Consider the following 26,117-nt stretch of genomic DNA (forward strand, 5'->3'; position numbering starts at 1 on the left):
ATTGCAGGGAATCCCCATCCATGGTAGCTGTTCAAAAAAAACGAGCAGCATGGTGTATAAAATGAACAGGCACATGGGCGGCGCGCTGGCGCTGCTTCTTTTGGCTTCGCCCCTTCCCGCCATCGCGCAGGGGATGGAGGCCCTTTCCTTTACAGGTGATCTGGAATTCGAACATACGCGGCGGAACGGCGCGTCGAACACGCTGGCGGGGGGCGAGTTGTTCCTGCGCTATGAGGGGCCGATCGGGTTCGAACTGGGGGCGGATATCGACCAGAACCTCGACAACGGGGATGACAATACCGTTCCCTATCTGGCGGTGACCTTCGGCTTCGGCCCCGGCGAGGTGGCGCTGGGCGCGCCGCAGCCGGTGGCGGACCAGTTGATCGACATTCCCGATTTCGCGGGCATCCGCGAACTGCAGCTGGGCATCGACCAGCGCACGACATCGGTGGTGACAGGCTTTGCCAAGGCGCTGGGCGAACAGATCTATGGCGCGCGGCTGGTAGCGGAATCCGGGGCGCTGCGCTTTGGCGCGTCGCTGCACGGGGTGACGCATCAGAGCGGCGCCTTCTGGCAGGTCGCGGGCGAATATGAGGCGCCGTCGGGCACCCAGATCGAAGGCGCGGTCGAAGGCGAGGATGGCAATCTGGGCGTGACCGTGGGGGCGAACCATCAGGCGGGCCAGTTCGACATGGGGCTTTACCTGACCAGCCAGCGGATCGTGGGCAGCACGGATTCGGCGCTGGCCTACCTGGGCTATTCCGTGACCCCGTCGCTGACGCTGCGGGGGCATCTGCGCACCGAGGATGGCACGGTCAGCGGCAATACGCTGGGGGTCGAGGCGGAATACGGGTTCTCGAACGGGGCCTATGCGCAGTTCGGCGCGGCGGATGGCAACAACACCAGCATGGTGCTGGATGCGTCGGTGGGCTTCAAGTTCTGAGGAAGCCTCGCCGTGCAAGCGGCTGTTTTGCTTTTGTAATATAAAAGGCCCGCCCCTGATCTGTCAGAGGTGGGCTGTTTCCTTTCGGGCCTGCGTCAGGCGCGGCCGAGTTTGGCGTTGCGCGCGCTGCGGAGGCGGTCGAAATCGTCGCCCGCGTGATAGCTGGATCGGGTGAGCGGCGTGGCCGACACCATCAGGAAGCCTTTGCCATAGGCGGCCGTCTCGTAGGATTTGAACTCTTCCGGCGTGACGAAATGGGACACGCGGTGATGTTTCGGCGTGGGTTGCAGATACTGCCCGATCGTCAGGAAATCCACATCCGCGGCGCGCATGTCATCCATCACCTGCAGCACGGCTTGCCGATCCTCGCCCAGGCCCACCATGATGCCGGATTTGGTGAACATGCCAGGATCCATCTCTTTCACCTTTTGCAGCAGGCGGAGCGAGTGGAAATAGCGCGCGCCGGGCCGCACCTCGGGATAGAGGCCGGGGACGGTTTCGAGGTTGTGGTTGAACACGTCGGGGCGCGCGGCGACCACGGTTTCCAGCGCCGAGGGCGGGCATTTCAGGAAATCGGGGGTGAGGATTTCAATCGTCGTGTCGGGCGCGCGGTGGCGGATAGCGCGGATCGTCTGGGCGAAATGTTCCGCCCCGCCATCGGCCAGATCGTCGCGGTCCACCGAGGTGATGACCACATGCTTGAGGCCGAGCTGTTCCACCGCATGTGCGACGCGGCCCGGCTCGAACGCATCGAGCGCCTGCGGCTTGCCGGTGGCCACGTTGCAGAAGGTGCAGCCGCGGGTGCAGATCTCGCCCATGATCATCATGGTGGCATGGCCCTGGCTCCAGCATTCGCCGACATTGGGGCAGCCTGCCTCTTCGCAGACGGTGACGAGTTTCTTTTCGCGCAGGATGTCGCGGGTTTTCTTGTACCCCTCGGAGGTGGGGGCCTTGACCCGAATCCAAGACGGCTTTTTCGGCTGCGCGTTATCGGGGCGGTGCGCCTTTTCGGGGTGGCGCTGATCGGGCAGTTTAAGGTCGCGCAACGGGTCATCCTCCCTCGGGGCGTGGGAAAGACATAAGCCGTTGCGGGCGCTGAGGCAACGCTGCGTGGTGACGCGGGGGGTTGCAGGGGGTGCAAGGCTGATCTCTTTGACGCAGATCATGGAATGCGGGCGGGGAGTGGGCAGGATGGGGGCCGAAGAATTGGCGGTGGGGCAGAGATGACGATCGCGGAACTTGGCCTTGCGCTGGCCATCCTGTTGCTGACGCCGGGGCCTACGAACACGCTGATGCTGATGGCCGGAGCAGAGCGCGGCTGGCGCGGTGTGGTTCGGCTGATACCGGTGGAGGTGGCGGCCTATCTGGCGGTGATCGCGCCCCTTGCCCTGCTTGCGCAGGGGATGGCGGCACAGTTAGGCGCGGTGCGGCCGGTGGTGGCGCTGCTGGCGGGGGGCTGGGTGCTGTATCTGGCGTGGTCGATGTGGCGCAGCCGCCCGCAGGATGGCGCGCAAGGCACGGTTTCGGCGCGGCGTTTGGCGGTGACAACGATGCTGAACCCCAAGGGGTTGATCATGGGGCTGGTTCTCTTGCCCGCCGCAGGAGCGACGCCTGCCGCTTTTGGGATGCTTGTTCTGTGCATCGCGGGGGTGGCCGCGCTTTGGGCGGGGATCGGCTGCGGGGTGCCGGGATCGAGGCGGGAGGCGCCGCTCCCGCCGCTGTGGCGGCGGGCGGCCTCGGTCTGGCTGGCGGGGTTGGCCGTCTTTATCGTGGCGGGCGGGATCGCGGCCTGAGATCAGCCGATCATCGGGCGGCCTGCCCTTTCGTCATAATAGCGCTTGAGCCGTTGCAGCGCGATGCGCAGCACGATCTTGCCCGAGCGTGCCGCCCAGCCCATACGCCGCTCGGCGGTCTCGATCCCTTCGAGAAAGCAGCAGACCCGCAGCGCCACATCGCCCAGACCGGGGCCAAGGTCACGCAGCGCCCCGGCCACGCGGTCGCGGGCGGCGGCGGGGCCATCGCCGGGGCTGGACTGGCCGAAACTGCCCCTGTCGGCCCCGGTAAGGAACCGATCCCAGTTCTGCGCCACGCGCGGCCCCATCTGGGCCAGTTCGAAATCCTCGCGCAGGCGTTCCGCGGTGCGCACGAGATCGGGGTCGAGATAGGGCTTGCCGTCGCGGCCCTGCTTGCGGCCAAGGGCGGTGACCGGGCTTTCAGCCGCGTTGTAGCGCTGGCGGCGGCGCCCGTCCGGGGCTTCGCCGCAGCCCTCGGCCATGTCGCGGTGCTGGGCGGCGTAGACGAACTGCGCCTCGCGCACGCCGCCTGCGCGCATCTCGTCTTCCGCCAGCAGGCGGCGGAGGGCCGCACGGCCCACCCCGGTGAGGCGATAGGCCGACACGCGGCCCGGCGCGGCGCAGGCGATCCAGTCCTTCAGCGCGAAGGCCTGCGCGACCGCGCGGTCAAGGGTGCAAAGACGCATCTGCCTGCCCCCCGGCCCCGTGCGCAGGACCACCGCGCGGTCAAGATCGGCCGACACGGCAAGCACCGCGTCGGGTTCGGCAAGACGGCGCAGGACGCGGCGCGCCTCGGCAGCGAGGGTGGCGGCATCCTGCGGCAGGCAGTCGGGGCGGGCATGGGCGGTCATGGCATCCTCTGGGGTTGGGGGCGCCCCCTCGGCCGATTGTGCGGCGCGTTGCAGCACATCGAGCGCGGCATCGACGAGCGGATCGTCGCGCCGGGTCTCAAAATGCCGCACCTGCCGCATCACCGTGGAGGCGGCCACACCACGCCGCCGCGCGAGTTCGCGCAGGGGCAGGCCGCTTGCGGTATGGTCGAGGTAGAGCCGCACGGCATCGGGCAGCCAATGCGGCAGGGACAGGCACAGGGAGGGGGTCGTCTGGTTCTGCATCGTGATCCTCGATACGCCCCGCGGATGTTTACGAAGTGTCAACTCAACCCAAACTTGTTTTGGTTAGCGGTTCGTTAACAAAGCGGCGCGAAACCGAGGATTGTCCACAAACTGTCAACAAAACTTTACACATGCGCGCGCTGAATCCGGTACGGCGCAACGGCGGGAATGGCGGGCCTAGGGTGACGCCGTGTTGTTCAGGAGTGTGCCATGCCCCCGATTCCCGCCCTTTCCCCTGCCCTCTTGCCGGTCGCCGCGCCCATGCCCGCAGGCGGCGGGCCGCGTCGCCCGCGGCTTTTGATGGATGCGGCACGGCATGGGCTGGCCGATTATCGGCGCGGGCGCGATCTGCCGCGCCTGATCGGCGGCTGCCCGACATCGGCGCAGGCGATCGCGGAACTCGAAGCGCGCGAGGAAGAGGCAGAGCGGGCGCGGCGGGCGGGCAGCCCGGCCTGGTCATGCGTGCGGCATGTCGAGGTGCTGATCGCGCTGATGGCCGAGCGCGCGCTTCTGGCGGAAGGACTGGCCGCCCGCACCGGGATGGTCGCGGGCGGCGCGGATCTCAGATGAAGGCGTCGGGCATGGAGGCCTTTTTGCGGGCGACGTATTCGTCGAGCGCCTCGCGGATGCCCTGATCAAGGGCGGGCTGCTGGTAATCGGCCAGCTGCTTTTTCACCCGCTCCGCCGCCAGTTGCATCGTGTCGCGGCTGCCTTCTTCGGCCCATGTCTCGAAGGGTTTGTAATCGAGCAGGTCCGACCGCCAGAAGGCCGATTTGAAATTGGCCTGCGTATGGGCGCAGCCAAGGTAATGGCCGCCGGGGCCGACCTCGCGGATGGCGTCCATCCCCTGCCCGTTCGCATCCATGAAGATGCCTTGGGCGAGGTGGTGCAGCGTGCCAAGCTGATCGGCGTCCATGACGAATTTCTCGTATGAGGACACCAGCCCGCCTTCCAGCCAACCGCAGGCATGGAGCATGAAGTTGACGCCGGCAAGAAGGGCCATGTTCAGGCTGTTGGCGGTTTCATAGGCGGCCTGCGCATCGGGCAGTTTCGATCCGCAGAAGGACCCGCCAGAGCGGTAGGGAAGCCCCATGCGACGGGCAAGCTGGCCCGCGCCATAGGTGATATGCGCGGCCTCGGGCGTGCCAAAGGTGGGGGCGCCAGAGTTCATGTCGATGGAGGTCACGAAAGCGCCAAAGATCACGGGCGCGCCGGGGCGGACAAGCTGGCTGTAGGCCACGCCTGCTAGCACTTCCGCCAGCACCTGCGTCAGCGTGCCGGCCACGGTGACGGGGGCCATGGCGCCGCCAACGATGAAGGGGCTGATGATGGCGGCCTGGTTGGCGCGGGCATAGACCTCGAGCGCGCCCATCATGATGCCGTCAAAGGTCAGCGGCGAGTTGATGTTGATGAGCGAGGTCATCACCGTGTTCTGATCGACGAAATCCGATCCGAACAGGATCTTCGACATCTCGACCGAATCCTCGGCGCGGCTGGGTTCGGTGACCGATCCCATATAGGGCTTGTCCGACAGCACCATGTGCGCGTGCAGCATGTCGAGATGGCGCTTGTTCACCGCGATGTCGGTGGGTTCGCAGACCGTGCCGCCGGAATGGTGCAGCCATTTCGACATGTAGCCCAGTTTCACGAAATTCTGGAAATCGTGGATCGTGGCATAGCGGCGCCCGCCGTCGATGTCGCGCACGAAGGGCGGGCCGTAGACCGGCGCGAGGACGAGATTGCGCCCCCCCACCTCGACGTTGCGTTCGGGGTTGCGGGCGTGCTGGGTGAAGCTCGAGGGCGCGGTGGCGCAGAGCTTGCGGGCAAGGCCGCGCGGGATGCGCACGCGTTCGCCCTGCACGTCGGCGCCTGCGTCTTTCCAGCGGCGCAGCGCTTCGGGGTTCTCGACGAAGTTGACGCCGATCTCTTCCAGAACGGTGTCGGCGTTCCATTCGATAATCTGGAGCGCCTCTTCGTTCAGGATCTCGAAGTTCGGGATGTTGCGCTGGATGAAACGCGCGGTTTCAAGGCTGACGGCCGTGCGCTCGGCCCGCCGGGCCGATCCGCCGCCGCCGCGTGCCCTGCGCCCTGCCCCGGCTGTGCCTGCAACATCCATGTCGCCCATGTCATCCTCCATCCTGCCCGCAGCGCTTGCGGGTTTTGCCCGCTTATGCGCCCAAAGCGCGCCCTTCCCCCGGCTGGATGCGGCGCTTGACGCGCAAAAACGACATGACGGGACGACAGAAGCGACGCCTGCGGTCTTCATCTTGGGGAAAATACCCTGGGGGTCCGGGGGCAAGGCCCCCGGGGGGCGGCCAGACGCGCCCCCTTGCGAAATGCGGGCGCAACGGCTACGCGGGCGCATGACCCAGAGCATCCCCCACACCCATCACGACCGCCTTCTGATCATCGACTTCGGCAGCCAGGTGACGCAGCTGATCGCGCGTCGACTGCGCGAGCTGAATGTCTATTGCGAGATCCATCCCTTCAACAAGGTGGATGATGCCTTCCTTGCGGCCTTCGCGCCGAAGGCGGTGATCTTTTCAGGCGGCCCCGCTTCGGTCTTTGCGGACGGTGCGCCAATGCCGCCGAAGGGCGTCTTCGACATGGGGGTGCCGATCCTTGGCATCTGTTACGGCCAGCAGGTCATGATGCACTGTCTGGGCGGGCGCGTGGAGCGCGGGCATGGCACGGCAGAGTTCGGGCGCGCCTATGTGACGCCAACGGCGGCGCGTCTGCCGATCCTTGACGGCTGGTTCGCGGAGGGGCGCGAACAGGTATGGATGAGCCATGGCGACCACGTGTCGGAAATCGCGCCGGGTTTCGAAGTCTATGGCACCTCGCCCAACGCGCCCTTTGCCATCACCGCCGACCCCGCGCGGCGGTTCTTTGCGGTGCAGTTCCACCCCGAGGTGCATCATACGCCCAAGGGCGCAAAGCTGTACGAGAACTTCGTCCGCCTCGCCGGCTTCAAGGGCGACTGGACGATGGGCGCCTATCGCGAAGAGGCGATCCGCAAGATCCGCGAACAGGTGGGCGATCAGAAGGTGATCTGCGGCCTGTCGGGCGGGGTGGATTCGTCGGTGGCGGCCGTGCTGATCCATGAGGCGATCGGGGATCAGCTGACCTGCGTGTTCGTGGACCATGGCCTGCTCAGGCTGGGCGAGGCGGAACAGGTCGTCACCATGTTCCGCGATCATTACAACATGCCGCTGATCCATGCCGATGAGAGCGACCTTTTCCTCGGCGCGCTGGAAGGGGTGAGCGATCCCGAGGTGAAGCGCAAGACCATCGGTCGGCTGTTCATCGAGGTGTTTGAAAAACACGCGAAATCGGTGGGGGGGGCGACCTTCCTTGCCCAAGGCACGCTTTATCCTGATGTGATCGAAAGCGTGTCCTTCAGCGGCGGGCCGTCGGTGACGATCAAGAGCCACCACAATGTGGGGGGCCTGCCCGAGAAGATGGGCATGAAGCTGGTCGAACCCTTGCGCGAATTGTTCAAGGATGAAGTGCGCGCCCTGGGGCGCGAGTTAGGCCTGCCCGATGCGTTCATCGGGCGCCACCCCTTCCCCGGCCCCGGCCTTGCCATCCGCTGCCCGGGCGAGATCACGCGCGAAAAGCTGGATATCCTGCGCCGCGCCGATGCCGTCTATATCGACCAGATCCGCAAGCACGGGCTTTATGACGAGATCTGGCAGGCCTTCGCCGCCATCCTGCCGATGCGCACCGTGGGCGTGATGGGCGACGGGCGGACCTATGATTATGCGCTGGCCCTGCGGGCGGTCACGAGCGTGGATGGGATGACGGCGGATTACTACCCCTTCACCCACGACTTCCTTGGCGAGACGGCGACGCGGATCATCAACGAGGTGCAGGGCGTGAACCGGGTGTTCTATGACTGCACGTCAAAGCCGCCGGGGACGATCGAACTGGAATGATCCGGCTGTCGGGGCGTCTTGTCTGCATGTCCGAGGATGAGCGGCGCGCGGTCCTTGCGCATCGTGCTGCCCATGAGGCAGCCACGCGGGCAGAGGCGGGCTGCATCGCCTTTCGCATCGACGATACGGATGATCCGTTGATCTTTGACGTGACCGAAAGCTTCCGTGACCGTGCCGCCTTTGACGCGCATCAGGCGCGCACGCGCGACAGTGCGTGGTTCGCAGCGACGCGGTCCATCCTGCGGGATTTCCGGGTGGAGGAGCTGCGGGATTGAGCCGCTTCCCGGCACAGCCGGCGGGCTTTGCGGTGTGGGCCAGTCGGTTTGGATTGACGGGTTGCCAAGGGACGGGCCTTAATCCCCCAAACGGAGGGAGGGCCCGTCATGCGTGCGACACGGTTGGTGGACATCGGCGAGATCCGGACCGAAGAGGTGCCCGTCCCCACCCCCGCCCGGGGCGAGGTGCTGATCCGGGTGGAAGCCTGCGGTATCTGCGGAACGGACCGCCATCTGTTGCACGGCACCTTTCCATCCAAGCCCCCGCTGACGCTGGGGCATGAGTTCGCGGGCATCGTGGTGGCGGTGGGGGATGGCGTCACGCTGGCCGAAGGCACGCGGGTGACCTGCGATCCGAACACATGGTGCGGGGCCTGCGAGAATTGTCTTCGGGGCCGGGTGAACCTGTGCCTGAACAATGTGGCGACGGGGTTGGGCCGGGACGGCGGATTTGCCGAGTTTTGCGCCTTTCCGGCGCACAAGGCGCATGTGCTGCCCGCCGATCTGGACCCGCTGCACGGCGCCTTCTGCGAGCCCCTTGCCTGCACGATCCACGGCATCGACATGGGCGCGCCGCGGCCCGGCGAGAGGGTGATGATTCTGGGCGGCGGGGTGATCGGGATGCTGGCGCTGCAGCTTTGCGTGCAGGCCGGGGCCGAGGTGATGATGGTCACGCGGGCGGCGGCGAAGCAGGCGTTGGGCCGGACCCTTGGCGCGGCAGAGACGGCGGCGACAGAGGCCGGGGCGCGGGCGATCTGGCCCCTGGGGGCCGATCTGGTGGTGGAATGTGCGGGCGTGACCGAAACGGTGGAGATGGCGCCGCGTCTGGCCCGCGATGGCGGGCGGGTGGTCATCCTCGGCGTGCTGGGACGGGGCGAGACCGTGCGGATCGAGCCCTTCGATCTGCTGTTCCGCGAGGTGCAGCTGTTGTCGTCCTTCATCAACCCGTTCACGCAAGCGCGGGCGGCCGCGATGATCGCGGCGGGGCGGATCCGGGTGGATCCGTTGATTTCACGCACCCTGCCCTTGGCTGAGGCGGCGGCATCCATCGCGGCACCGGCGCGGGCGGGGGAGATCCGGGCGATTGTCCTGCCGTGCGCGTGACGGGTGGGGCGCCCTGCCCCTGTGAACATCTTCCCATCTTGACACTTGCCCCCTCTGGACAATCGCGCGCGGGCGGGGGACTGTGCGCGCCATGACAGCCCCCCATCGCCCGCTTGCCGCCGCGCTCTGGATGACCGGATCGGTGTTTTCCTTCACCGCCATGGCCATCGCCGCGCGGTCCATCGCCGGGGTGCATGACACGTTCGAGATCATGCTGTGGCGGTCGGTGCTGGGTTTTGCGCTGGTGATCGCCGTGGCGGGCGCTGTGCGGCGGTTGGGCGAGGTGCGGACAGATCGGATGGGGCAGCATCTGGTGCGCAACCTGTTCCATTTCACCGGGCAGAACCTGTGGTTCTGGGCGCTGACCATGATCCCGCTGGCGCAGGTCTTTGCGCTGGAGTTCACCTCGCCCATCTGGGTGATCCTGCTGTCGCCGCTGGTTCTGGGCGAACGGCTGACGCGGGTGCGGCTGTTTGCGGCGGGGATGGGGTTTGCGGGCATCCTGCTGGTGGCGCGGCCGGATTTCAGCGCGCTGGACCCGGGCGTTCTGGCGGCGGCGGCGAGCGCGGTCTGCTTTGCCGCGACCAACCTGATGACGAAGAAGCTGACACGGGGCGAGAGCATCGTGTCCATCCTGTTCTGGCTTACGCTGATGCAGGGGGTGTTCGGACTGGTGATGGCGGGCCATGACGGGGTGATCCGGCTGCCCACCGCGCAGACGCTGCCCTGGCTGGCGGTGATCGGGTTCTGCGGATTGCTGGCGCATCTTTGCATCACCACTGCGCTGTCGCTTGCACCGGCAAGCTATGTGATCCCCATCGACTTTGCCCGCCTGCCGGTGATCGCGCTGGTGGGGGCGATGCTGTACGCAGAGCCGCTCGATCCCTTTGTGATCCTGGGGGCGGCGGTCATCTTCATAGGGAACTTCGCCAATATCCGAGCCGAGACGCGCAAGCCTGCAACAGTTCGTACGGTCACAAATCCGTGACGTGGCGTCATGAATTGACCCAAATTCCGCCCACGCCTAGCGTTACCCACAGGGCGCCCGTGGGGACGTGCGCGGGAGGAGTTACGGGAATGACAACAATGAAAATGATCTTGGGGGCGACCACCGCGCTGGCGATGGGCACGCTTTCGGCGCAGGCGGGTGGGATCGAGCGGTCGGTCTTCAGCCCGGCCTTTCTGTTTGAAAATGGCAACTACTTCGAAATGGCCTTCGGGTCGGTCTCGCCGAGCGTTTCGGGCGTGGCCTTGGGTGTCGGCTCTGGTGACATGGCATCGAGCTATACGACCCTCTCGGGGTCGCTGAAGTACCAGCTGACGGATGAATTCGCCATCGGTGTGATCGTCGATCAGCCGGTCGGCGTGGATGTGGCCTATCCGGGTGGCACGGGATATTTCTTCAACGGCAGCAATGCCGAGGTGAATAGCCTGCAGGTCAGCTTGCTGGGGCATTACCGGTTCTCGCCGAATTTCAGCACCTATGCCGGGCTGCGCGCGGTGCGGACGGACGGGATGGTTGACAACGTCAACCTTGGGGCGACGACGGGTTTTGCCCCCACCTATGACATGACGACGTCGAAGGAGACCGATTACGGCTATGTCGTGGGTGTGGCCTATGAGCGCCCCGACATCGCCTTGCGCGTGTCGCTGACCTATATCTCGGAAGTCACGCATGATTTCGCGGCGACCGACAACCTGCCCTTCCCGGGGAATGTGGGCTTTTCCACCACTATCCCGCAGGGCGTGAACCTTGATTTCCAGACGGGCATCGCCAAGGACACGCTGCTGTTCGGGTCGATCCGCTGGCGGGACTGGTCGGAATTCACGATTGCGCCGCGCGGCGGTCTGGTGCCGCTCAGCACGGACAACAAGGACACGGTGACCTATTCGCTGGGTCTGGGGCGGCGGTTCAACGAAAGCTTCTCGGGCCTTGTCTCGGTTGGCTATGAAGGTGCCGGTGGCGGCACTGTGGGCAACCTCGGGCCGACTGACGGGTTCACGAGCCTGACGCTGGCCGGTGTCTATACCGCGCCGACGGGTATGAAGGTCACGGTCGGTGCGAGCTATGGCTGGATCGGCGATGCGACGACGTCGGGCATCGGCGGCCAGTTCACCGACAACAACTTTGTCGGCGTGGGTGTTCGCGTCGGCTATAGCTTCTGATCCTGCCAGGCGCGGGAGGGCAGCAAGGCCCCGCTTCGGCGGGGCCTTTGTCATTTTCCGCGTGAACTCAGGCCCCCGGGGCGCTATCAGGCGGAAAGGCATCAGGGGGCGGGTGATGATCTATGCAAGCGGCGCGGCGTATCGGGCGGCGCAGGAAAAGCGGGTGCTGCTGTTCGGCATGTCCGGCCTTGGCAAGACGCATCTGGCCAACATGCTGCGCGATGCGCCACCACAGCAGGGCGGCGGGTGGTTCCATTACTCGGTCGATTACCGGATCGGCACGCGCTACATGGGCGAATACATCGCCGACAATTTCAAGCGCGAAGCGATGAAGGTGCCGCTGCTGCGGGAACTGTTGATGACCGACAGCGTCTATATCGCGTCGAACATCACCTTCAACAATCTGGCCCCCCTGTCCACCTATCTGGGCAAGCCCGGTGATCCGGCGCGCGGCGGCGTGCCTTTTGAGGAATATTGCAAGCGGCAGGCGCAGCACCGCGAGGCCGAGATCGCCGCACTGCTGGACACGACCCGGTTCATCGAACGGGCGCGCGACATCTATGGCTATTCGAATTTCGTCTGCGACAGCGGCGGGTCGATCTGCGAGGTGGTGGATGCGACGGATGCGGAGGATCCGGTGATGCGGGCCTTGGCCGACCACCTGCTTCTGGTCTGGATCAAGGGATCGGAAGCGCATCGGGACGAGTTGATCCGGCGTTTCGACCGCGCGCCGAAGCCCATCTACTATCAACCCGATTTTCTGGCCACGCTCTGGGCCGAGTATCTGGCACAGGAGGGCAAGGCCGAGGATCAGGTCGATCCCGATGCCTTCCTGCGCTTTGGCTATGCGCGGATCCTGAACCACCGACAGCCGCGCTATGCCGCGATGGCGCGCTGGGGGGTGACGGTGACGGCGGAAGAGGTGGCCCTCGTGCGCGGTCCGCAGGATTTCCATGACCTGATCGAGACGGCGATTGACCGCCGGAACGCCACCTGATCAGCGGCAGCGGCCTTCTGCCTGACCGATGGCGAGGGGCGCGCCGTCCATGCTGAAGCGGCCCAGCACCTGCCCTGCGGGATCTGCCACGGTGAATTCCGGGCCTGAGGCGATGTGCAAGAACAGCGGATCGGCAAAGCCTATGGGCGCGAAAGCTGCCGCGCCTTCGACCGTCAGCTGCACCTCGCGGGGGCGGGTGTCCACGGTGAAGATCACCCTGCCCTCCCCTTCATAGGGTGACAGGGCGAGGACCGAAGGCCGCCCCTTGGCGCAGAGCCAATCAATCCGGCGCCCGCTTACGGGATCGGCTACGCCTGCAAACATCCCAGCGCCATCGGCCCCCGGTCCGAAGGTCCAACCTGACGGTGCGGCGTCCTGTGGGGTGTTCTGCGCGACCGGCGTCTGGGGCATGGGCGGTGGGGCGGCGGCCGAGGCGTGTGCGTCAGCCGTGGCGCCCGTCGGGCGCGCGGGTGGCCGGGGCGATACTGTCAGACCCGACGGCGCGGGATCGGCTGCGGGATCGGCTGTGGGAGAGCCGGGGTTGAGCGCTTCGCAGAGCTGTGCCACGCAGGCGTTATACTCTGCGCTGGCTGCCCCGGGTGAATTGGCAAGACAGGACCAGACGCAGCGTTGCTGTTCCATCCCGTCATCGCCCTGCGCCCAGGTGGCGGATGCGACGAGGGAAAGGGCGACAGCGGTCAGAACCATTCGGCAGGGGTTCGACATCGGGTTTCCTTTTCCGCGGATCACCAGCCTTGTCGGGATCGCGCCATCCGTCAAGCGAGGAGCGGCCTTGCCCGGCTTGATGTTCCGGGCGATTGCCATTAGGTCAGTGCGCTGCCGAGCCGTGCCCCGCCCGAGGATATCATGCCCATCACCCTGCCCGAGACCCTGCCCGCCTATGACGTTCTGCGGAACGAGGGCGTGATGGTCATGTCGCCCGAGCGGGCGGCGCGGCAGGATATCCGCCCCCTGCGGATCGGGTTGTTGAACCTGATGCCCAAGAAGATTCAGACCGAGAACCAGTTCGCGCGCCTGATCGGGGCGACGCCCTTGCAGATCGACCTGCATCTGATCCGCATGACTGAGCATCAGACCCGCAACACCGCTGCCGCGCATATGGAGACCTTCTATCGCCCGTTTAAGGAGGTGAAGGACGAAAAGTTCGACGGCCTGATCATCACCGGTGCGCCGATCGAGCATCTGGCGTTCGAGGAAGTGACCTATTGGGATGAGCTGTGCGAGGTCTTTGACTGGACGCAGACCCATGTACAATCGACCTTTGGTGTCTGCTGGGGGGGGATGGCGATGATCAACCATTTCCACGGGGTGAAGAAGCACATGCTGCCGCACAAGGCCTTTGGCTGCTTCCGACATCGCAACCTTGCGCCCACATCGCCCTTTCTGCGGGGGTTTTCGGATGATTTCGTGATCCCGGTCAGCCGCTGGACGGAGATGCGGCAGGACGAGATTGACGGCAGGCCGGGCTTGCGCACCCTTCTGGGGTCGGAAGAGGTGGGGCCTTGTCTGGTGGAGGATACGGCCCATCGCGCGCTGTATATCTTCAACCATTTCGAGTATGACAGCGACACGCTGAAGCAGGAATATGATCGCGATATCGCCAATGGCACCGCGATCAACGTGCCGCTGAACTATTATCCTGATGACGATCCGGCGAAACCGCCGCTGAACCGGTGGAGAAGTCACGCACATCTTCTATATGGCAATTGGATCAACGAGATTTACCAGTCCACGCCATATGAGATTTCCGAAATTGGCACTTAGCCTGATTGTTGCCGCTACCGCCATCGGCGGTTGCGCCGTGCTGACGGATCGGCGGGCGGACGAGCGGGAGCGGCAGGCCGAGGCGGACTATCCGCCGACAGGCCAAGTGCTGAGCGTGGCCGGGCGGCGGGTGCATGCCCATGTGCAGGGCAGCGGCCCGGATCTGGTGCTGATTCATGGGGCCAGCGGGAACACCCGCGATTTCACCTTTGCGCTGGTGGATCGGCTGGCGCAGGACTATCGCGTCATCGCCTTTGACCGGCCCGGGCTGGGCTGGACCGATGATCTGGGCGAGGCGGGGGTGAGCCCCTTTGCGCAGGCCGAACTGCTGCGCGCGGCTGCGGATCAGCTGGGTGTGCGGCGGCCGATCGTGTTGGGCCATTCCTATGGTGGATCGGTGGCCATGGCCTGGGGGCTGAGCGATACGCCGGATGTGTCGGCGCTGGTGATCCTCTCGGGGGCGACGATGCCTTGGCCCGGGGGCCTTGGCCCCTATTACGCGGTGACCGGCACGCGGCTGGGCGGGGCGACCGTGGTGCCTGTCATCACGGCCTTCGTGCCGCCCGCGCGGGCCGCGCAGGTGGTGGATGGTATCTTTGCGCCCGATGCGGCGCCGGTGGGCTATGCGGATTATATCGGCGTGGGCCTGAGCATGCGCCGCCAGAGCCTGCGCGCAAATGGGCGGCAGGTCTGGGGCCTGAAGCCCTATGTCATGCAGATGGCCGAAGCCTATCCGCGCTTGTCCCTGCCCGTCGAGATTGTGCATGGGACCGCGGATACGACGGTGCCGGCCGATATCCATGCGATTCCGCTCTCAAGGCTCTTGCCCAATGCGCAGCTGACGCTGCTGCCGGATGTCGCCCATATGCCCCATCACACCCATCCTGACGCGGTGATCGCGGCGATCCACCGTGCCGCAGCCCGCGCCGGATTGCGCTGAACGCGCCCATCGCCATAGTGGTGGCGATACTGGCGTCGATACTGGACACCATATTTTCGGCACAGCCTGTGTGAGGATACCATGACCGATCTGCCCTTCGACGGCGCCATCTCGAAATTCTTTCGCAAGTCCGCCCCGAAGGCGATCCGCAAGGCGATCGAGACGGCGGGAAAGGATGATATCCTGACGCCGGGTTACCCTTATGCGGAAGAGATGAAGGGCAAGGCCTATGACGCGGCGATGGAGGGGCTGCAGCGCCAGTTGGTGCGGATGCAGGCCGACATCAAGGCGACGGGCAAGCGGGTGATCGTGATCTTCGAGGGGCGCGATGCGGCGGGCAAAGGCGGCACCATCGACGTGATGCGCGAGAACCTGAACCCGCGGGTCTGCAATGTGGTGGCGCTGTCCAAACCGTCGGACCGGGAGGCGGCCAGCTGGTATTTCCAACGCTATGTGGATTGGCTGCCTGCGGCGGGGGAAATGGCGATGTTTGACCGCAGCTGGTACAATCGCGCCATTGTGGAACATGTCTTTGGCTTTTGCACGCCCGCGCAGCGCGAGACCTTCTTCCGCCAGCTGCCCGAGTTCGAGCATATGCTGGTGGATGAGGGCTTCACCCTGGTGAAGCTGTGGCTTGAGGTGGGACAGGCCGAACAGCTGCGCCGGTTTCTGGCGCGCGAACAGGATCCGCTGAAACAGTGGAAGCTGTCGCCTATCGACATCGACGGGCTGGGAAAATGGGATGACTATTGCAGCGCGATTGACGAAACGATGGCGCGCACCCATTTCGACTTTGCGCCATGGACGGTGATCCTGTCGGATGACAAGAAGCGCGCCCGCATTGCGGCCATCCAGACGGTGTTGCAGGCGGTGGATTACAAGGGCAAGGACGAGGGCCTGATCGGCGCGCCCGATCCTGCCATCTGCGGCGGCCCGGCGCTGCGCGCCAAGGGATGAGATGAAGCACGGCTATCACCACGGCAATCTGCGACAGGCGCTGGTGGAGGGGGCGCTGGACCTGATCGCCGAGCGGGGGCCGCAGGGATTTACCTTGTCGGAAGCCGCGAAGCGGGCGGATGTCACGCCTGCCGCCGTCTATCGCCATTTCGCGGGGCGCGATGATCTGATCGCAGAGGTGGCGCGGCAGGGCTATGACGTGTTTGCCGCACTGATGGAGTTTGCCTATAACGAGGGCAAGCCATCGGCCCTTGCGGCCTTTGAGGCGACGGGGCGCGCCTATCTGGCCTTCGCGAGAAAGTATCCTGGCCATTACATGGCGATGTTCGAAAGCGGCCTGTCCTTCAATGCCCATCCCGAACTGGCGCATGTGGCGGCCAAGGCGCGGGCCGTGCTGGAGCGCGCGGCGGAGACCTTGTCCGAACAGATGCCGCCCGAGCGCCGTCCACCGGCGACGATGTTTTCGGCCCATGTCTGGGCGATGAGTCACGGGGTGGTGGAACTGTACATGCGCGGGGCGCCAGGGGCGAAATCGCCTTTCACGCCAGAGGACCTGCTGGAGACGGGGATCGGGATCTATCTGCGGGGCCTGGGGCTCCTGCCGCCGGATCGGTGAACGGCGAATCTCCTGCGAAAATTCGGGGTGAAAGGAAGAGGCCCGATCCTTCCTTGAAGAATCGGGCCTGCGATTTTCCTGCAAAAAATCGGGATCCTAGCGGAACAGCACCAAGGCGCCGGGTGACCAGCCAACGCGGGCGCGCGCCCCGCGATCCAGCACGGGGCGGCCAAAGACGTTGCGCATGGAGATGCGGACCGGCGTTTCCGTTCCGTCGATCTTGACGTCGTAATAGGTCATGTCGCCGAAATAGACGACCTCTTCGATGGTGGCCATGCTTTCGCGATCCGTGGCGGCGCTGCCTTCGTAGAGGATGGTAAGCGTTTCCGGGCGGAAGCCCACGGTGGCGCCTTCGGCGGTGGCCCCGCCCATGACCTGCGAGGCATCGACGTGGATGCGGCCGAAACCTGCGGCCTCGATCTCGACCGCGCCGGCGTTCTCTTCCAGCACTCGGGCGGGCAGGAAGTTCATCGTGCCGATGAAATCGGCCACCTTGCGGCTGTTCGGGCGGCGGTAGAGCGTTTCTGGATCGGCGAGTTGCGCGATCTCGCCCTCGAACATGACGGCGATCCGGTCGGACATGACGAGCGCTTCTTCCTGATCGTGGGTCACGAGGATGAAGGTGATTCCCACCTGCCGCTGCAGGCGGATCAGTTCCACCTGCATCTGTTCGCGCATCTTCTTGTCGAGCGCGGAGAGCGGTTCATCGAGCAGCAGCACCTTGGGTTTCAGGATCAGCGCGCGGGCCAACGCGACGCGCTGCCGCTGGCCGCCCGACAGGGCATGGGCGGCGCGTTTGCCATACCCCTTGAGCCCCACCATTTCGAGCGCCTCGGCCACGGCGCGAGCCTTTTCATCCTTGGAACGCGGATCACGGCGCAGCCCGAAGCCCACGTTTTCCTCGACGCTCAGATGCGGGAAGATGGCGTAGGACTGGAACACCATGTTGGTGGGGCGCTTGTTGGCTGGGACGCCCGCCATGTCGCGCCCGTCCACCAGAACGGCGCCGGAGGAGATATCCTCGAACCCGGCGATGGTGCGCAGGAGCGTGGTCTTGCCGCAGCCCGAGGGGCCGAGCAGCGAGAAGAACTCACCCGGGCGGATGGTGGCGGTGATGCCGCGCAGGGCGTGGTAATCGCCGTAATACTTATGGACGTCCCGGAACTCGATCATGGCGTCTTTGGTTGTCACAGGAAGCCTCCGGAGTCCTTCCCGCCGGCCTTGGCGATGCCGCGGCGACGGAAATATTCAGCGATTGCAAGCAGAGTGATGGAGAGCAGCACGAGGATCGTGCCGAGCGCCATGATGGCGGGAACCTTGGCGGGGAAGCGGAACTGGCCGTAGATATAGACCGAGAGCACGGTTTCGTTGCCGCCGAGGAAGTAGGCGATGATGAATTCGTCAAGGCTAATGGTGAAGCAGATCAGCAGCGACGAGATGATGCCGGGCATGACGAGGGGCAGGATGATCAGCCAGAAGGTCGATAGCGGCGTCTCGCCCAGATCATAGGCCGCCTCTTCCAGCGATTTGTCGAGCGACTGGAAGGCCGAGGTGAGGATCGCCACCGCGAAGGGCGTGCAGATCAGCACATGGCCCAGAATGATGGTGAAGATCGACAGGTCGATGCCCAAGGACAAGAGCACCACCAGCATCGACATGGCGACGATCATTTCCGGCAGGACGAGGGGCAGCATTATCAGGCCCATGATCCCCGTCTTGGCGGGGAACTTGAACCGGGTCGAGGCGCGAGCGGCGAAGAGGCCCAGCGTGGTGGAGATCACCGCCACCGAGATGGAGATGATCATCGAATTGCGGACCGCGTTCCAAAGGTTCACGTCGGCCCACATCTCCTTGAACCAGTTCGTCGTGAAGCCCTGCAGCGGAAAGGCGATCACGCGGCTGTCGTTGAAGGCGAAGAGCGGCAAGAGGACGATGGGCGCGTAGAGAAAGATCAGATAGCCGATCGTGTAGGCGCGAAACCCGGGCGACTTCATTTCGCACCTTTGAGGAAGCGTCGGTTGAGCAGAAGGAAGACGATACTGACCACGGCCACCACGATCATGGCACCCACGGCGATGGCAGAGCCAAGTTCGCGGTTGTTCTGTTTGAGCAGGGTGCCTTCGATGCGGTTGGCGATCATGGGCAGTTTGCCGCCGCCGATGAGGTCGGGCGTCACATAGTCCCCCACCGTCGGGATGAAGACGATGAGCACCGCCGCGATCACGCCCGGCATCGACAGGGGCAGTGTGACGCGGAAGAAGGTCATCAACTGGCTTTCGCCAAGGTCACGCCCGGCCTCGAGGAAGGAGCGGTCGATCTTTTCCAGCGCTACGAAGATGGGCAGGATGGCAAAGGGTGCGTAGGCATGGGCCAGCGTCATGACCAGCGCGGGGACGTTGTAATTGATCGCCTGCAGCGGTTCGTCGATGATCCCGATGGACATGAGGCCCGAGTTGATCACGCCGTTGAACCCGAGGATGACCTTCCACAGGAAGACGCGGATCAGGTAGCTGGTCCAGAACGGAATGGTGATCAGGAAGAGCCAGAGCGATTTGCGTTCTGGCTTCACATAAAAACTTACGAAATAGGCCACCGGATAGGCCAGCAACACCGTGACCAGCGTGACCGAGAGGGACACGGTCAGCGAGCGGATGATCAGAAGCTGATTGATGCGATCCGACCAGGCGGTGACGTAATTGTCGAACCCGAAGCCGCCCCCTTCCAGCGACAGCGAATAGATCAGCACCGTGACCAGCGGCGCGGCCAGAAGCAGGACCGCATAGATCAAGGTGGGGCTGACAAGGAGGAGGCCACTGGCCGCCTCGGAGCGGCCTTCGGCGCTCTTACCTGAACTGGATGCCATCATGCCCCCTGTTGGCACGTTCTTGTGTTTGATCAAATCTAGACGCATTCCCGCGCGGCGCGCAAGTCGGCTTACCATGCACCAAGACCGACGCGGTGAAAAGCACCGCATCGGCCTGATTTTTGGGCAGAGCGCCGTGACAGGGCGATCAGCCGGGGATGCGTTCGATCTGGATGGCGCGCTTTTTCAGCTCGTCATAGAGCGTCGGCAGGACACGCAGGCTGCCGACGGCGACGCGCAGCGCATCGGTGAGCTTGCCATCCGGGGCCTGCCCCGCGACGCGCCAGACCATGCGGCGGGTGACGCCGTCATCATAGACGATCTCTGTCGCGCCGTTGCGCGACTTGCGGATGCCAAGAAAATCCGCGCCGCCGTGCGGCGCATGGAAAAAGGCCTGTTGTCCCATTTTCGGGTCCATTCTTTTGTGTCTGCTCGTATGCGACGACACCGCCACAGAGGGCGCCGCACGGTCAACACATCTTTACGCGAGGGGGAAACAATCCCGGGGATTCGCGCCTTGTTCGCCACAAATTGGCCGGGCTGGCGCAGATTGTGGCAAGGCGCGCCCCGTGATTGCCACAATCGCGCCACAATCTGACTGCCAGGCGCGGCGCGATGTCAGACAGCGGGCGGATCGTAGGGCGGGCGCGACAGCAGGCTGGCCAGCTTTTCGATGCCGGTGGTGAAGCGGTCCTCGGGGATGTGGCCTGCCAGCGCGAAGCGAATGGCATGGGGTGCGCGCCCATGGATCAGGGCATATTCATCGGCGGAACGGATCAGCACGCCATCGCCTTCGGCCATCCGGGTAAAGGTGGAGGCGCGCCAGCCGAGCGGCAGGTTGAGGAAGGCAAAGCGCAGGCCCGGTTGCCATGCCAGATCGAAGCGCCCGAGCAAGTTGACGGCGATGCGGATGCGGCGTTCCAGATCCTCGCCCACACGGCGGCGTATCTCATGCGCGGCCCCGGTCTGGAACAGATGCAGGCAGAGATCGCTGACCGGCTTTGGAAGCGCGAAAAAGGCATGCTGCGCTGTCAGGCGCCCGGTTTCGCCCATGCCCGTGGGGCAGACGATATAGCCAAAGCGCAGCGCCGCCGAGATGGTCTTGGACAGGCTGCCCACATGCCAGACCCGTTCCGGCGCCAGCGCGCGCAGGGCGGGCCATTCGCTTTCGGACAGGGTATAGCAATCATCCTCGATCACCTGCAGGTCGAAATGCCGGGCGATGGCGGCGATGCGGTGGCGGCGTTCAGGGGTGAGGCGCGCGGTTGTGGGGTTCTGCGCCTCGGTCGTGAGGCAGAGCACCTGTGCGCCGTGGCGGCGGCAGGCGGCCTCCAGCGCCTCGGGGATCAGGCCCTGATCATCGGTTTCCACACCCACCACCTCGGCCCGGGCAAGGCGGGCGGCGTGGCGAAAGCCGGGATAGGCGAGTTCCTCGGTCAGCACGACGGGCCGATCGCCGCGCAGGCAGCACAGAAAGATCAGGCTGATGGCGTTCTGCCCGCCTGCGGTGAGGGCGATGTCATCGGGGCCGACCTGCCCCAGCGCGCGGTCCGACAGCCAGTCGCAGATCGCGGCCCGCAGGGGAAGTTCGCTGCGCTGCGTGGGGTAGTCGATCCAGTCTTCGCCGATGCGGGGCGCGATGGCGTGAAGGGCGGCGGCGAAGGCCTGCGACTGCCCCACATCCGGCAGGCGGGGGGCGCGCAGGTCGATCCGGCCCACCAGTTGATCGGGTTCGCGCTCCAGCAGCAGGGGCTGCGTGGGGCCCAGCCGGGGCGCGCGGGCGGCGACGAAGGTGCCACGACCGACTGTCGCCGCCAGAAGCCCTTCCTGCGTGGCCAGTGCGTAGGCGCGCGACACCGTGCCCGGCGTCACGCCAAGCACCCAGGCCAGATCGCGCACCGTGGGAAGTTGCGCACCTTCCGCCAGTTCGCCCGAACGGATCGCCTCGCGCAGCGCGCGAGAGAGCGACAGATATTTGGGGCCGGGATAGGCAGAGAGGTCAGGCGTCCATATTGTGCCGGTCACAATGTTTCTCTGGCCCCCGTTTGGCGTGTATTGTATCAATATTCGTAGCAGATCAAACGTTTTGTATCAACACAAAAGGAATGTTGAAATGTCGGCCCGGCCCCTGCCCCACGTGCTGTCCGCCCCGCTGCCGCCCCTGTCTCGGCTTCTGGTTTCGGTGGCGCTGACTTTGGCGGACTGGGAAGCTCGGCGCCGGGGGCGCCGGGCGCTGGCCCGGCTGGACGAACACCTGCTGCGCGACATCGGTCTGGGCGAAGACCACGCCGCGCGCGAGGCTGCCAAGGCCTTCTGGCAGGATTGACCCTTTCCTTTACGGTCCCCTGACTGGGCCGGGTTCGCCCGGCCTTTCTTTTTTTTCGCAGATCAGGACCCGGAAAGCGGGCGGCACCTGGCGCCGACCGTGGATCTGCCTACGCCAAAGGCGCGGGACAGGCAGGACCACCAAACCGAGCCACCGGGGCTGCGCAAAGCAAAAGACCCGCCATGTGGCGGGCCTTCTGACAGATGGCACAGATGAATCAGCGCTTGGAGAACTGGAAGGACCGGCGGGCCTTGGCCTTGCCGTACTTCTTGCGTTCCACCACGCGGCTGTCGCGGGTCAGGAAACCAGCCGCCTTGAGCGCCGGGCGCAGCGAGGGTTCATAAAGTTGCAGCGCCTTGGAGATGCCGTGCTTCACAGCACCAGCCTGACCGGACAGACCGCCGCCCGCCACCGTGGCGTAGACGTCGAACTGACCTTCGACATTAGCGATCTGGAAGGGCTGCTTCAGGATCATCTGCAGCACGGGACGGGCGAAATAGACCGCCATTTCCTTGCCATTGACCACAACCTTGCCGGAGCCGGGCTTCACCCAGACGCGGGCGACGGCATCCTTGCGCTTGCCGGTCGCGTAGGAGCGACCCAGCGCGTCACGCTGCGGGGTCTTGGGCGCGGCCGCCTCGGCGGCGGGGGCGGCGGAACCGGCCACGGCGGATTTCAGATCGTCGAGGGATTTTATGTCGGCCATGATCAGGCGCTCCGCGTGTTCTTCGGGTTCAGGACGCGCAGGTCCAGAACGGTGGGCTGCTGGGCTTCGTGCGGATGGGCGGCCCCGGCATAGACGCGCAGGTTGGTCATCTGCTGACGGCCCAGACGGTTGCGGGTGATCATCCGCTCGACAGCCTTGATCACCACACGCTCGGGGTGGTTGCCTTCCAGCACCTGACGCGCGGTGCGGCTCTTGATGCCGCCCGGGTGGCCGGTGTGCCAGTAATAGACCTTGTCATCCCGCTTCTTGCCGGTCATCTGCACCTTGTCGGCGTTGATGACGATGACATTGTCGCCCATGTCCATATGGGGGGTGAAGGTCGGCTTGTTCTTGCCGCGCAGGATGTTTGCGACGATCGTGGCGAGGCGGCCCAGAACGATGCCTTCGGCATCGATCAGGATCCACTTCTTCTCGATATCCGCAGGCGTTGCGGTGAAGGTTTTCATATCGAACCCTGTGAGTTGAAGCGGGGGTTGCCCCCCGGGATCTTGGATGGCGGCTTATCGCGTGAAGCGTGGTGCAGGTCAAGTGCGGGTTTTGTTAATTTATTTCGGTATAACAGTGGGTTAGAAAAAAGGTATCTTAATACCCCATAGAATCCGCCCCCGCCCCGCCGGATCAGCGCAGTTTCGGCGGGCGGTCGGGATCGGTGCCGGGCGCCTTGGGTGCTGCGGGTTCGGGGCGTTGCGGACGGGGCAGATCGAAGCGGCGGCCCACTCGGGCGATGGCCAGCGTGGCGGGATCGGTGCTGGACAGGAAGGCCACGTCGATCTCGCCCGCCTCGACGCCCGAGAAGGCCAGCGCCTCGCGCGCGGCGCGGGCGAGCGCGGGTTCGGCACCGGCGGCCGCGTCGATGAAGGCCAGCATGTGACTGCGCCGCCCGCCGCGATAGGTGACGGCTGCCAGATAGGCCGCCTGCGCCACCCCGCCCGCGCGGACAAGTTTTGCCTCCAGCCCCGCGATCAGGCGGGGCGGCAGGGCGCCGGGGGCGGCGAAGGCTTCGGGATGCGCCTCTGCTGCCTCGGGTTCGGCATCCAGCATGCCGGACAGCCAATCCAGCGCCTCGGGCGGCAGGATCATCTGCGACGAGGCAACGCCGAGGTTGACCCCCAGCCCGACCCCCTGCCCTGCCAGCGTCTGCGCAATCACCCGGCCCGGAAGCGCGGCATAGGGCGCGACACCGCCGGAAAATTCGGCCAGCCGTTCCTCAAGGTCGAAGATCAGGACGACGGGGCCGCTCTCCAGCGGAAAGAGGCGCGGCTTGATATCGGTCCCGTGGGCCTCTTCCTCGAGTAGGAGGAAGTATTCGCCATCGGCCAGTTGTTCGTAAAAGCGCAGACGGTCGGCCTCATCCGCGCCATCCTGTTCCATGGCAGCATAGGCGGCATCGAGCGGGGTCATTGGACAGTCTCCATCAGGCTGCGGATGGCCCGGCGCAGATCGGGCAGAAGGTCGGTTTCGAACCACGGGTTGCGGCGCAGCCATGCGGTATTGCGCCACGACGGATGGGGCAAGGGCCAGATGCCACGCGCGGCATGGCTGCGCCAATCGGTCACCCGCGCGGTGACAGAGCCGGGGCCGAGATGCCAGTTTTGCGCAGCACCCCCCACCGCCAGCACCATGCGGACCTTTGGCAGGCTGGCAAGCACGCGCGCGCGCCAAGTGCGGGCGCAAATCGGCGGCGGCGGCAGGTCGGCCCCTTTAGCATCATAGCCCGGAAAGCAGAAGGCCATCGGCACGATGGCCACGCGGGACAGGTCGTAGAAGTCATCAGCCGAAAGGCCCGTCCAATCGCGCAGCCGGTCGCCCGAGGGATCGGTGAAGGGACGGCCCGAGGCATGGACGCGCGCGCCCGGTGCCTGACCCGCGATCAGGAGCCGCGCCCCCGGCGCGAACCACGCCACCGGGCGCGGTGCATGTGCCGTCGCCGTCTGCGCGAACCTGTCCGCGCACAGGCGGCAGGCGCGGATCTGCGCGACGAGTTCGGAGGCGGGGTCGTCCTGCATGGGGCCTTTGGCGAAAGAAGGGCGCGCTCGCGCGGTAAGATGGGCCGCTGTTGGCCCATGGGCAACACCCGGGCACCGCCTGTCGCAAATCCGCTTGCAACGATGCGGTCGCAGGCATAGGCCGCAGCCAGCCATTGCAGCTGCGGGTCATGTGCGGATGTATCGCGTCTCTCCCTTTGTGCGCCGCTTCGGCCGGGCCCTGATCGCGGGTGTCCTGCTGGCCACCCTGTGGGTCAATCTGTCCCCCGGCAGCTATTATGACGTCATGGAGTATCGGCTGATCGACGTGCCGAAACCGGCATGGATCGCGGGCGAGACGCTGATCCTTTCGCCGGTGGTGGTGGTGGCGGATCTGCTGATGGCAATGTTCCTGTTCTTTGCGGGCAAAGAACTGTGGGAGGCGCTGGTCCTGCAACGCGGGGCCCTGTCGGGGCGGCGGGCGCTGCTGCCCGCGGGGGCCGTGGCCGGGGCACTGCTGGGCGCCGTGGCCGCATGGTTGATCCATAGCACCATGTTCGTATCGGCGGACTGGGCGCCCTGGGGGGCGGGTTGGCCCCTGCCGATCGGATCAGAGATCGTACTGGGCTATGTGGCGGGCCGGCTGGTGCTGGGGCCGTCGCATCCTGCCTTGCACCTGCTGCTCCTGATCAGCATCGCGACCAGCATCCTTGGCCTTTTGATCCTTGGGGTGGCCTATCCGCATGCCGGGCTGCAACTGCTGTGGCTTCTGTTGCCCGTCGCCGCGACCGTGACGGTGTGGCGGCTGTTCGGCCGCGCCCCGGTGGGCGCCGCGACCGAGCGCGAGAGGCGGCGGGCCATGGCGCTGTGGCCCTATGTGGTGGCGGGCGGGGCCAGCTGGATCGGGGTGGTGGCCGCGGGGTTGCCGGGGGCCTTGGGGTTGTTGCCGGTGATTCCCGCCATTCCCCATGCCGACCGCGCCTTCGGGCTGTTTGCCGAAGCCGAGGAATATCTGAACGATCCGCTGAACCGGCTTGCACATTTTCTGATCCGGCCCGTATCGGTGGTGCTCTTCCTGTTCGGGCTGACGCATGGCGGGATTGATTTCGCGGCGCTGGCCCCTCCGACCGGCACGGTGCTGGCCGCGCTCTGGATCGGCAAGCCGATCGGGCTGTTTGCGGGCGCGCTTCTGGCGGCGCGGTTGTTCCGCGTGCCGCTGCCTGCCGGGATCCGCCTGCGCGATCTGGTGATCGTCGCGGCCCTGTCGGGCATCGGCTTTACTGCGCCGCTCCTCGCCCTCGACACCGCCCTGCCCGGCGGCGCGATGGTCGAGGCGGCACGGCTGGGCTTTGCGCTGTCGATCCTTGCCTGGCCTGCCGCCTGGCTGTTGGCGCGGCTTTTGCCACGCTGACCCGCGTGGCCGTTGGCGGGGCTTTACGCGGCATCGTTGATGCATCGTTCAGGAAACAGTGCGACCCTGTGATCGGCCATTGTCAGGCAAGCATAAAATTCGACATAATGTCGCCCTAAAGGCGCGCTATGCGCCCAAGGCACGCGGCAGAAAAAACGGGTGCCGAATCCCCTCCGCCCGTACAGGAGCGCCGGGGT

28 protein-coding genes are annotated in these 26,117 nt (G+C 65.5%); 15 read left to right on the forward strand and 13 right to left on the reverse strand.

The window, feature by feature from the left end:
• Positions 1–61: 61 nt before the first annotated feature.
• Positions 62–943 carry a hypothetical protein gene (locus GU920_RS13835; protein ID WP_161767673.1) on the forward strand — a complete coding sequence of 294 codons (882 nt, stop codon included), beginning with the start codon at positions 62–64 and terminating at the stop codon, positions 941–943.
• A gap of 95 nt (positions 944–1,038) precedes the next feature.
• Here GU920_RS13835 and lipA read toward each other — a convergent pair whose 3' ends face one another.
• Entirely contained in the window at positions 1,039–1,989 is a 951-nt protein-coding gene (gene lipA, locus GU920_RS13840; protein WP_235933300.1) for a lipoyl synthase, read from the reverse strand.
• A 177-nt stretch (positions 1,990–2,166) separates the two neighbouring features.
• Here lipA and GU920_RS13845 point away from each other — a divergent pair, with 177 nt between their 5' ends.
• Positions 2,167–2,736, forward strand: coding sequence for a hypothetical protein (locus tag GU920_RS13845; protein WP_161767675.1), 570 nt, complete (start codon positions 2,167–2,169; stop codon positions 2,734–2,736).
• A gap of 2 nt (positions 2,737–2,738) precedes the next feature.
• Here GU920_RS13845 and GU920_RS13850 read toward each other — a convergent pair whose 3' ends face one another.
• Entirely contained in the window at positions 2,739–3,851 is a 1,113-nt protein-coding gene (locus GU920_RS13850; protein ID WP_161767676.1) for a DUF6456 domain-containing protein, read from the reverse strand.
• A 210-nt stretch (positions 3,852–4,061) separates the two neighbouring features.
• Here GU920_RS13850 and GU920_RS13855 point away from each other — a divergent pair, with 210 nt between their 5' ends.
• Positions 4,062–4,421 (forward strand): DUF6477 family protein, encoded by a 360-nt coding sequence (locus GU920_RS13855; protein ID WP_235933301.1) that lies wholly within the window; start codon positions 4,062–4,064, stop codon positions 4,419–4,421.
• On the opposite strand, the gene GU920_RS13860 is transcribed toward GU920_RS13855, so the two are convergent.
• Positions 4,414–5,967, reverse strand: a complete 1,554-nt coding sequence (locus GU920_RS13860) for a trimethylamine methyltransferase family protein (RefSeq protein ID WP_161768093.1) — start codon at positions 5,965–5,967, stop codon at positions 4,414–4,416. The two genes, GU920_RS13855 and GU920_RS13860, sit on opposite strands and share 8 nt — an antisense overlap.
• 247 nt (positions 5,968–6,214) lie before the next feature.
• On the opposite strand from GU920_RS13860, the gene guaA reads away from it, so the two are divergent.
• The 6 genes from guaA (at position 6,215) to GU920_RS13890 (ending at position 12,331) form a co-directional block, all read left to right on the forward strand.
• Positions 6,215–7,789: a glutamine-hydrolyzing GMP synthase gene (gene guaA / locus GU920_RS13865; RefSeq protein ID WP_161767677.1), complete on the forward strand. Its 1,575-nt coding sequence runs from the start codon at positions 6,215–6,217 to the stop codon at positions 7,787–7,789.
• Positions 7,786–8,064, forward strand: coding sequence for a putative quinol monooxygenase (locus GU920_RS13870; RefSeq protein WP_161767678.1), 279 nt, complete (start codon positions 7,786–7,788; stop codon positions 8,062–8,064). Before guaA ends, GU920_RS13870 begins: the two co-directional genes overlap by 4 nt.
• A gap of 108 nt (positions 8,065–8,172) precedes the next feature.
• Positions 8,173–9,168 carry an alcohol dehydrogenase catalytic domain-containing protein gene (locus GU920_RS13875; protein ID WP_161767679.1) on the forward strand — a complete coding sequence of 332 codons (996 nt, stop codon included), beginning with the start codon at positions 8,173–8,175 and terminating at the stop codon, positions 9,166–9,168.
• A gap of 91 nt (positions 9,169–9,259) precedes the next feature.
• Entirely contained in the window at positions 9,260–10,156 is an 897-nt protein-coding gene (locus GU920_RS13880; RefSeq protein ID WP_161767680.1) for a DMT family transporter, read from the forward strand.
• Positions 10,157–10,245: 89 nt separating this feature from the next.
• A complete protein-coding gene (locus tag GU920_RS13885) occupies positions 10,246–11,334 on the forward strand; it encodes an outer membrane protein transport protein (RefSeq protein ID WP_161767681.1) in 1,089 nt (362 codons plus the stop codon).
• 115 nt (positions 11,335–11,449) lie between these two features.
• Positions 11,450–12,331, forward strand: a complete 882-nt coding sequence (locus tag GU920_RS13890) for an ATPase (protein ID WP_161767682.1) — start codon at positions 11,450–11,452, stop codon at positions 12,329–12,331.
• On the opposite strand, the gene GU920_RS13895 is transcribed toward GU920_RS13890, so the two are convergent.
• On the reverse strand, positions 12,332–13,057 hold the full coding sequence (locus tag GU920_RS13895) for a hypothetical protein (RefSeq protein ID WP_161767683.1): 726 nt from the start codon (positions 13,055–13,057) through the stop codon (positions 12,332–12,334).
• 141 nt (positions 13,058–13,198) lie between these two features.
• On the opposite strand from GU920_RS13895, the gene metA reads away from it, so the two are divergent.
• From metA to GU920_RS13915, 4 genes are all read left to right on the forward strand, one after another.
• Positions 13,199–14,116 carry a homoserine O-acetyltransferase MetA gene (gene metA, locus GU920_RS13900; protein ID WP_161767684.1) on the forward strand — a complete coding sequence of 306 codons (918 nt, stop codon included), beginning with the start codon at positions 13,199–13,201 and terminating at the stop codon, positions 14,114–14,116.
• Positions 14,091–15,056, forward strand: a complete 966-nt coding sequence (locus tag GU920_RS13905) for an alpha/beta fold hydrolase (RefSeq protein WP_161767685.1) — start codon at positions 14,091–14,093, stop codon at positions 15,054–15,056. Before metA ends, GU920_RS13905 begins: the two co-directional genes overlap by 26 nt.
• An 81-nt stretch (positions 15,057–15,137) precedes the next feature.
• Positions 15,138–16,013: a polyphosphate kinase 2 gene (ppk2, locus tag GU920_RS13910; protein ID WP_161767686.1), complete on the forward strand. Its 876-nt coding sequence runs from the start codon at positions 15,138–15,140 to the stop codon at positions 16,011–16,013.
• Position 16,014: 1 nt separating this feature from the next.
• Positions 16,015–16,629, forward strand: a complete 615-nt coding sequence (locus GU920_RS13915; protein ID WP_161767687.1) for a TetR/AcrR family transcriptional regulator — start codon at positions 16,015–16,017, stop codon at positions 16,627–16,629.
• A gap of 96 nt (positions 16,630–16,725) precedes the next feature.
• Here GU920_RS13915 and GU920_RS13920 read toward each other — a convergent pair whose 3' ends face one another.
• The 5 genes from GU920_RS13920 to GU920_RS13940 all read right to left on the reverse strand — a co-directional run bounded on the left by GU920_RS13920 (position 16,726) and on the right by GU920_RS13940 (position 21,517).
• On the reverse strand, positions 16,726–17,802 hold the full coding sequence (locus tag GU920_RS13920) for an ABC transporter ATP-binding protein (RefSeq protein ID WP_161768095.1): 1,077 nt from the start codon (positions 17,800–17,802) through the stop codon (positions 16,726–16,728).
• 14 nt (positions 17,803–17,816) lie between these two features.
• Complete coding sequence (locus tag GU920_RS13925; protein ID WP_161767688.1) at positions 17,817–18,623, reverse strand: ABC transporter permease; 807 nt, start codon at positions 18,621–18,623, stop codon at positions 17,817–17,819.
• Positions 18,620–19,492: an ABC transporter permease gene (locus tag GU920_RS13930; RefSeq protein WP_161767689.1), complete on the reverse strand. Its 873-nt coding sequence runs from the start codon at positions 19,490–19,492 to the stop codon at positions 18,620–18,622. The genes GU920_RS13925 and GU920_RS13930 overlap by 4 nt, the downstream gene beginning before the upstream one ends.
• A 148-nt stretch (positions 19,493–19,640) precedes the next feature.
• The gene (locus GU920_RS13935; protein ID WP_161767690.1) at positions 19,641–19,898 is read right to left on the reverse strand and encodes a hypothetical protein; all 258 of its coding nucleotides are present in this window, start codon (positions 19,896–19,898) and stop codon (positions 19,641–19,643) included.
• A gap of 212 nt (positions 19,899–20,110) precedes the next feature.
• Positions 20,111–21,517: an aminotransferase-like domain-containing protein gene (locus tag GU920_RS13940; protein ID WP_161767691.1), complete on the reverse strand. Its 1,407-nt coding sequence runs from the start codon at positions 21,515–21,517 to the stop codon at positions 20,111–20,113.
• Positions 21,518–21,605: 88 nt separating this feature from the next.
• Between GU920_RS13940 and GU920_RS13945 the strand changes: the two genes are divergently transcribed.
• Complete coding sequence (locus tag GU920_RS13945) at positions 21,606–21,818, forward strand: DUF1127 domain-containing protein (RefSeq protein ID WP_161767692.1); 213 nt, start codon at positions 21,606–21,608, stop codon at positions 21,816–21,818.
• Between the two features lie 217 nt (positions 21,819–22,035).
• Here the strand turns inward: GU920_RS13945 and rpsI are convergent, their stop codons facing one another.
• The 4 genes from rpsI to GU920_RS13965 all read right to left on the reverse strand — a co-directional run bounded on the left by rpsI (position 22,036) and on the right by GU920_RS13965 (position 24,551).
• A complete protein-coding gene (rpsI, locus tag GU920_RS13950) occupies positions 22,036–22,524 on the reverse strand; it encodes a 30S ribosomal protein S9 (protein ID WP_161767693.1) in 489 nt (162 codons plus the stop codon).
• A gap of 2 nt (positions 22,525–22,526) precedes the next feature.
• Positions 22,527–22,991: a 50S ribosomal protein L13 gene (gene rplM / locus GU920_RS13955; protein WP_031338582.1), complete on the reverse strand. Its 465-nt coding sequence runs from the start codon at positions 22,989–22,991 to the stop codon at positions 22,527–22,529.
• A 172-nt stretch (positions 22,992–23,163) separates the two neighbouring features.
• Entirely contained in the window at positions 23,164–23,946 is a 783-nt protein-coding gene (locus GU920_RS13960; protein ID WP_161767694.1) for an SseB family protein, read from the reverse strand.
• Positions 23,943–24,551: a uracil-DNA glycosylase family protein gene (locus tag GU920_RS13965; protein ID WP_161767695.1), complete on the reverse strand. Its 609-nt coding sequence runs from the start codon at positions 24,549–24,551 to the stop codon at positions 23,943–23,945. Before GU920_RS13965 ends, GU920_RS13960 begins: the two co-directional genes overlap by 4 nt.
• 157 nt (positions 24,552–24,708) lie before the next feature.
• On the opposite strand from GU920_RS13965, the gene GU920_RS13970 reads away from it, so the two are divergent.
• Positions 24,709–25,920, forward strand: a complete 1,212-nt coding sequence (locus tag GU920_RS13970; protein WP_161767696.1) for a Na+/H+ antiporter NhaA — start codon at positions 24,709–24,711, stop codon at positions 25,918–25,920.
• Positions 25,921–26,117: the final 197 nt, after the last annotated feature.

Origin of the sequence: Paragemmobacter ruber, assembly GCF_009908315.1 — a bacterium.
Lineage (GTDB): Bacteria > Pseudomonadota > Alphaproteobacteria > Rhodobacterales > Rhodobacteraceae > Paragemmobacter > Paragemmobacter ruber.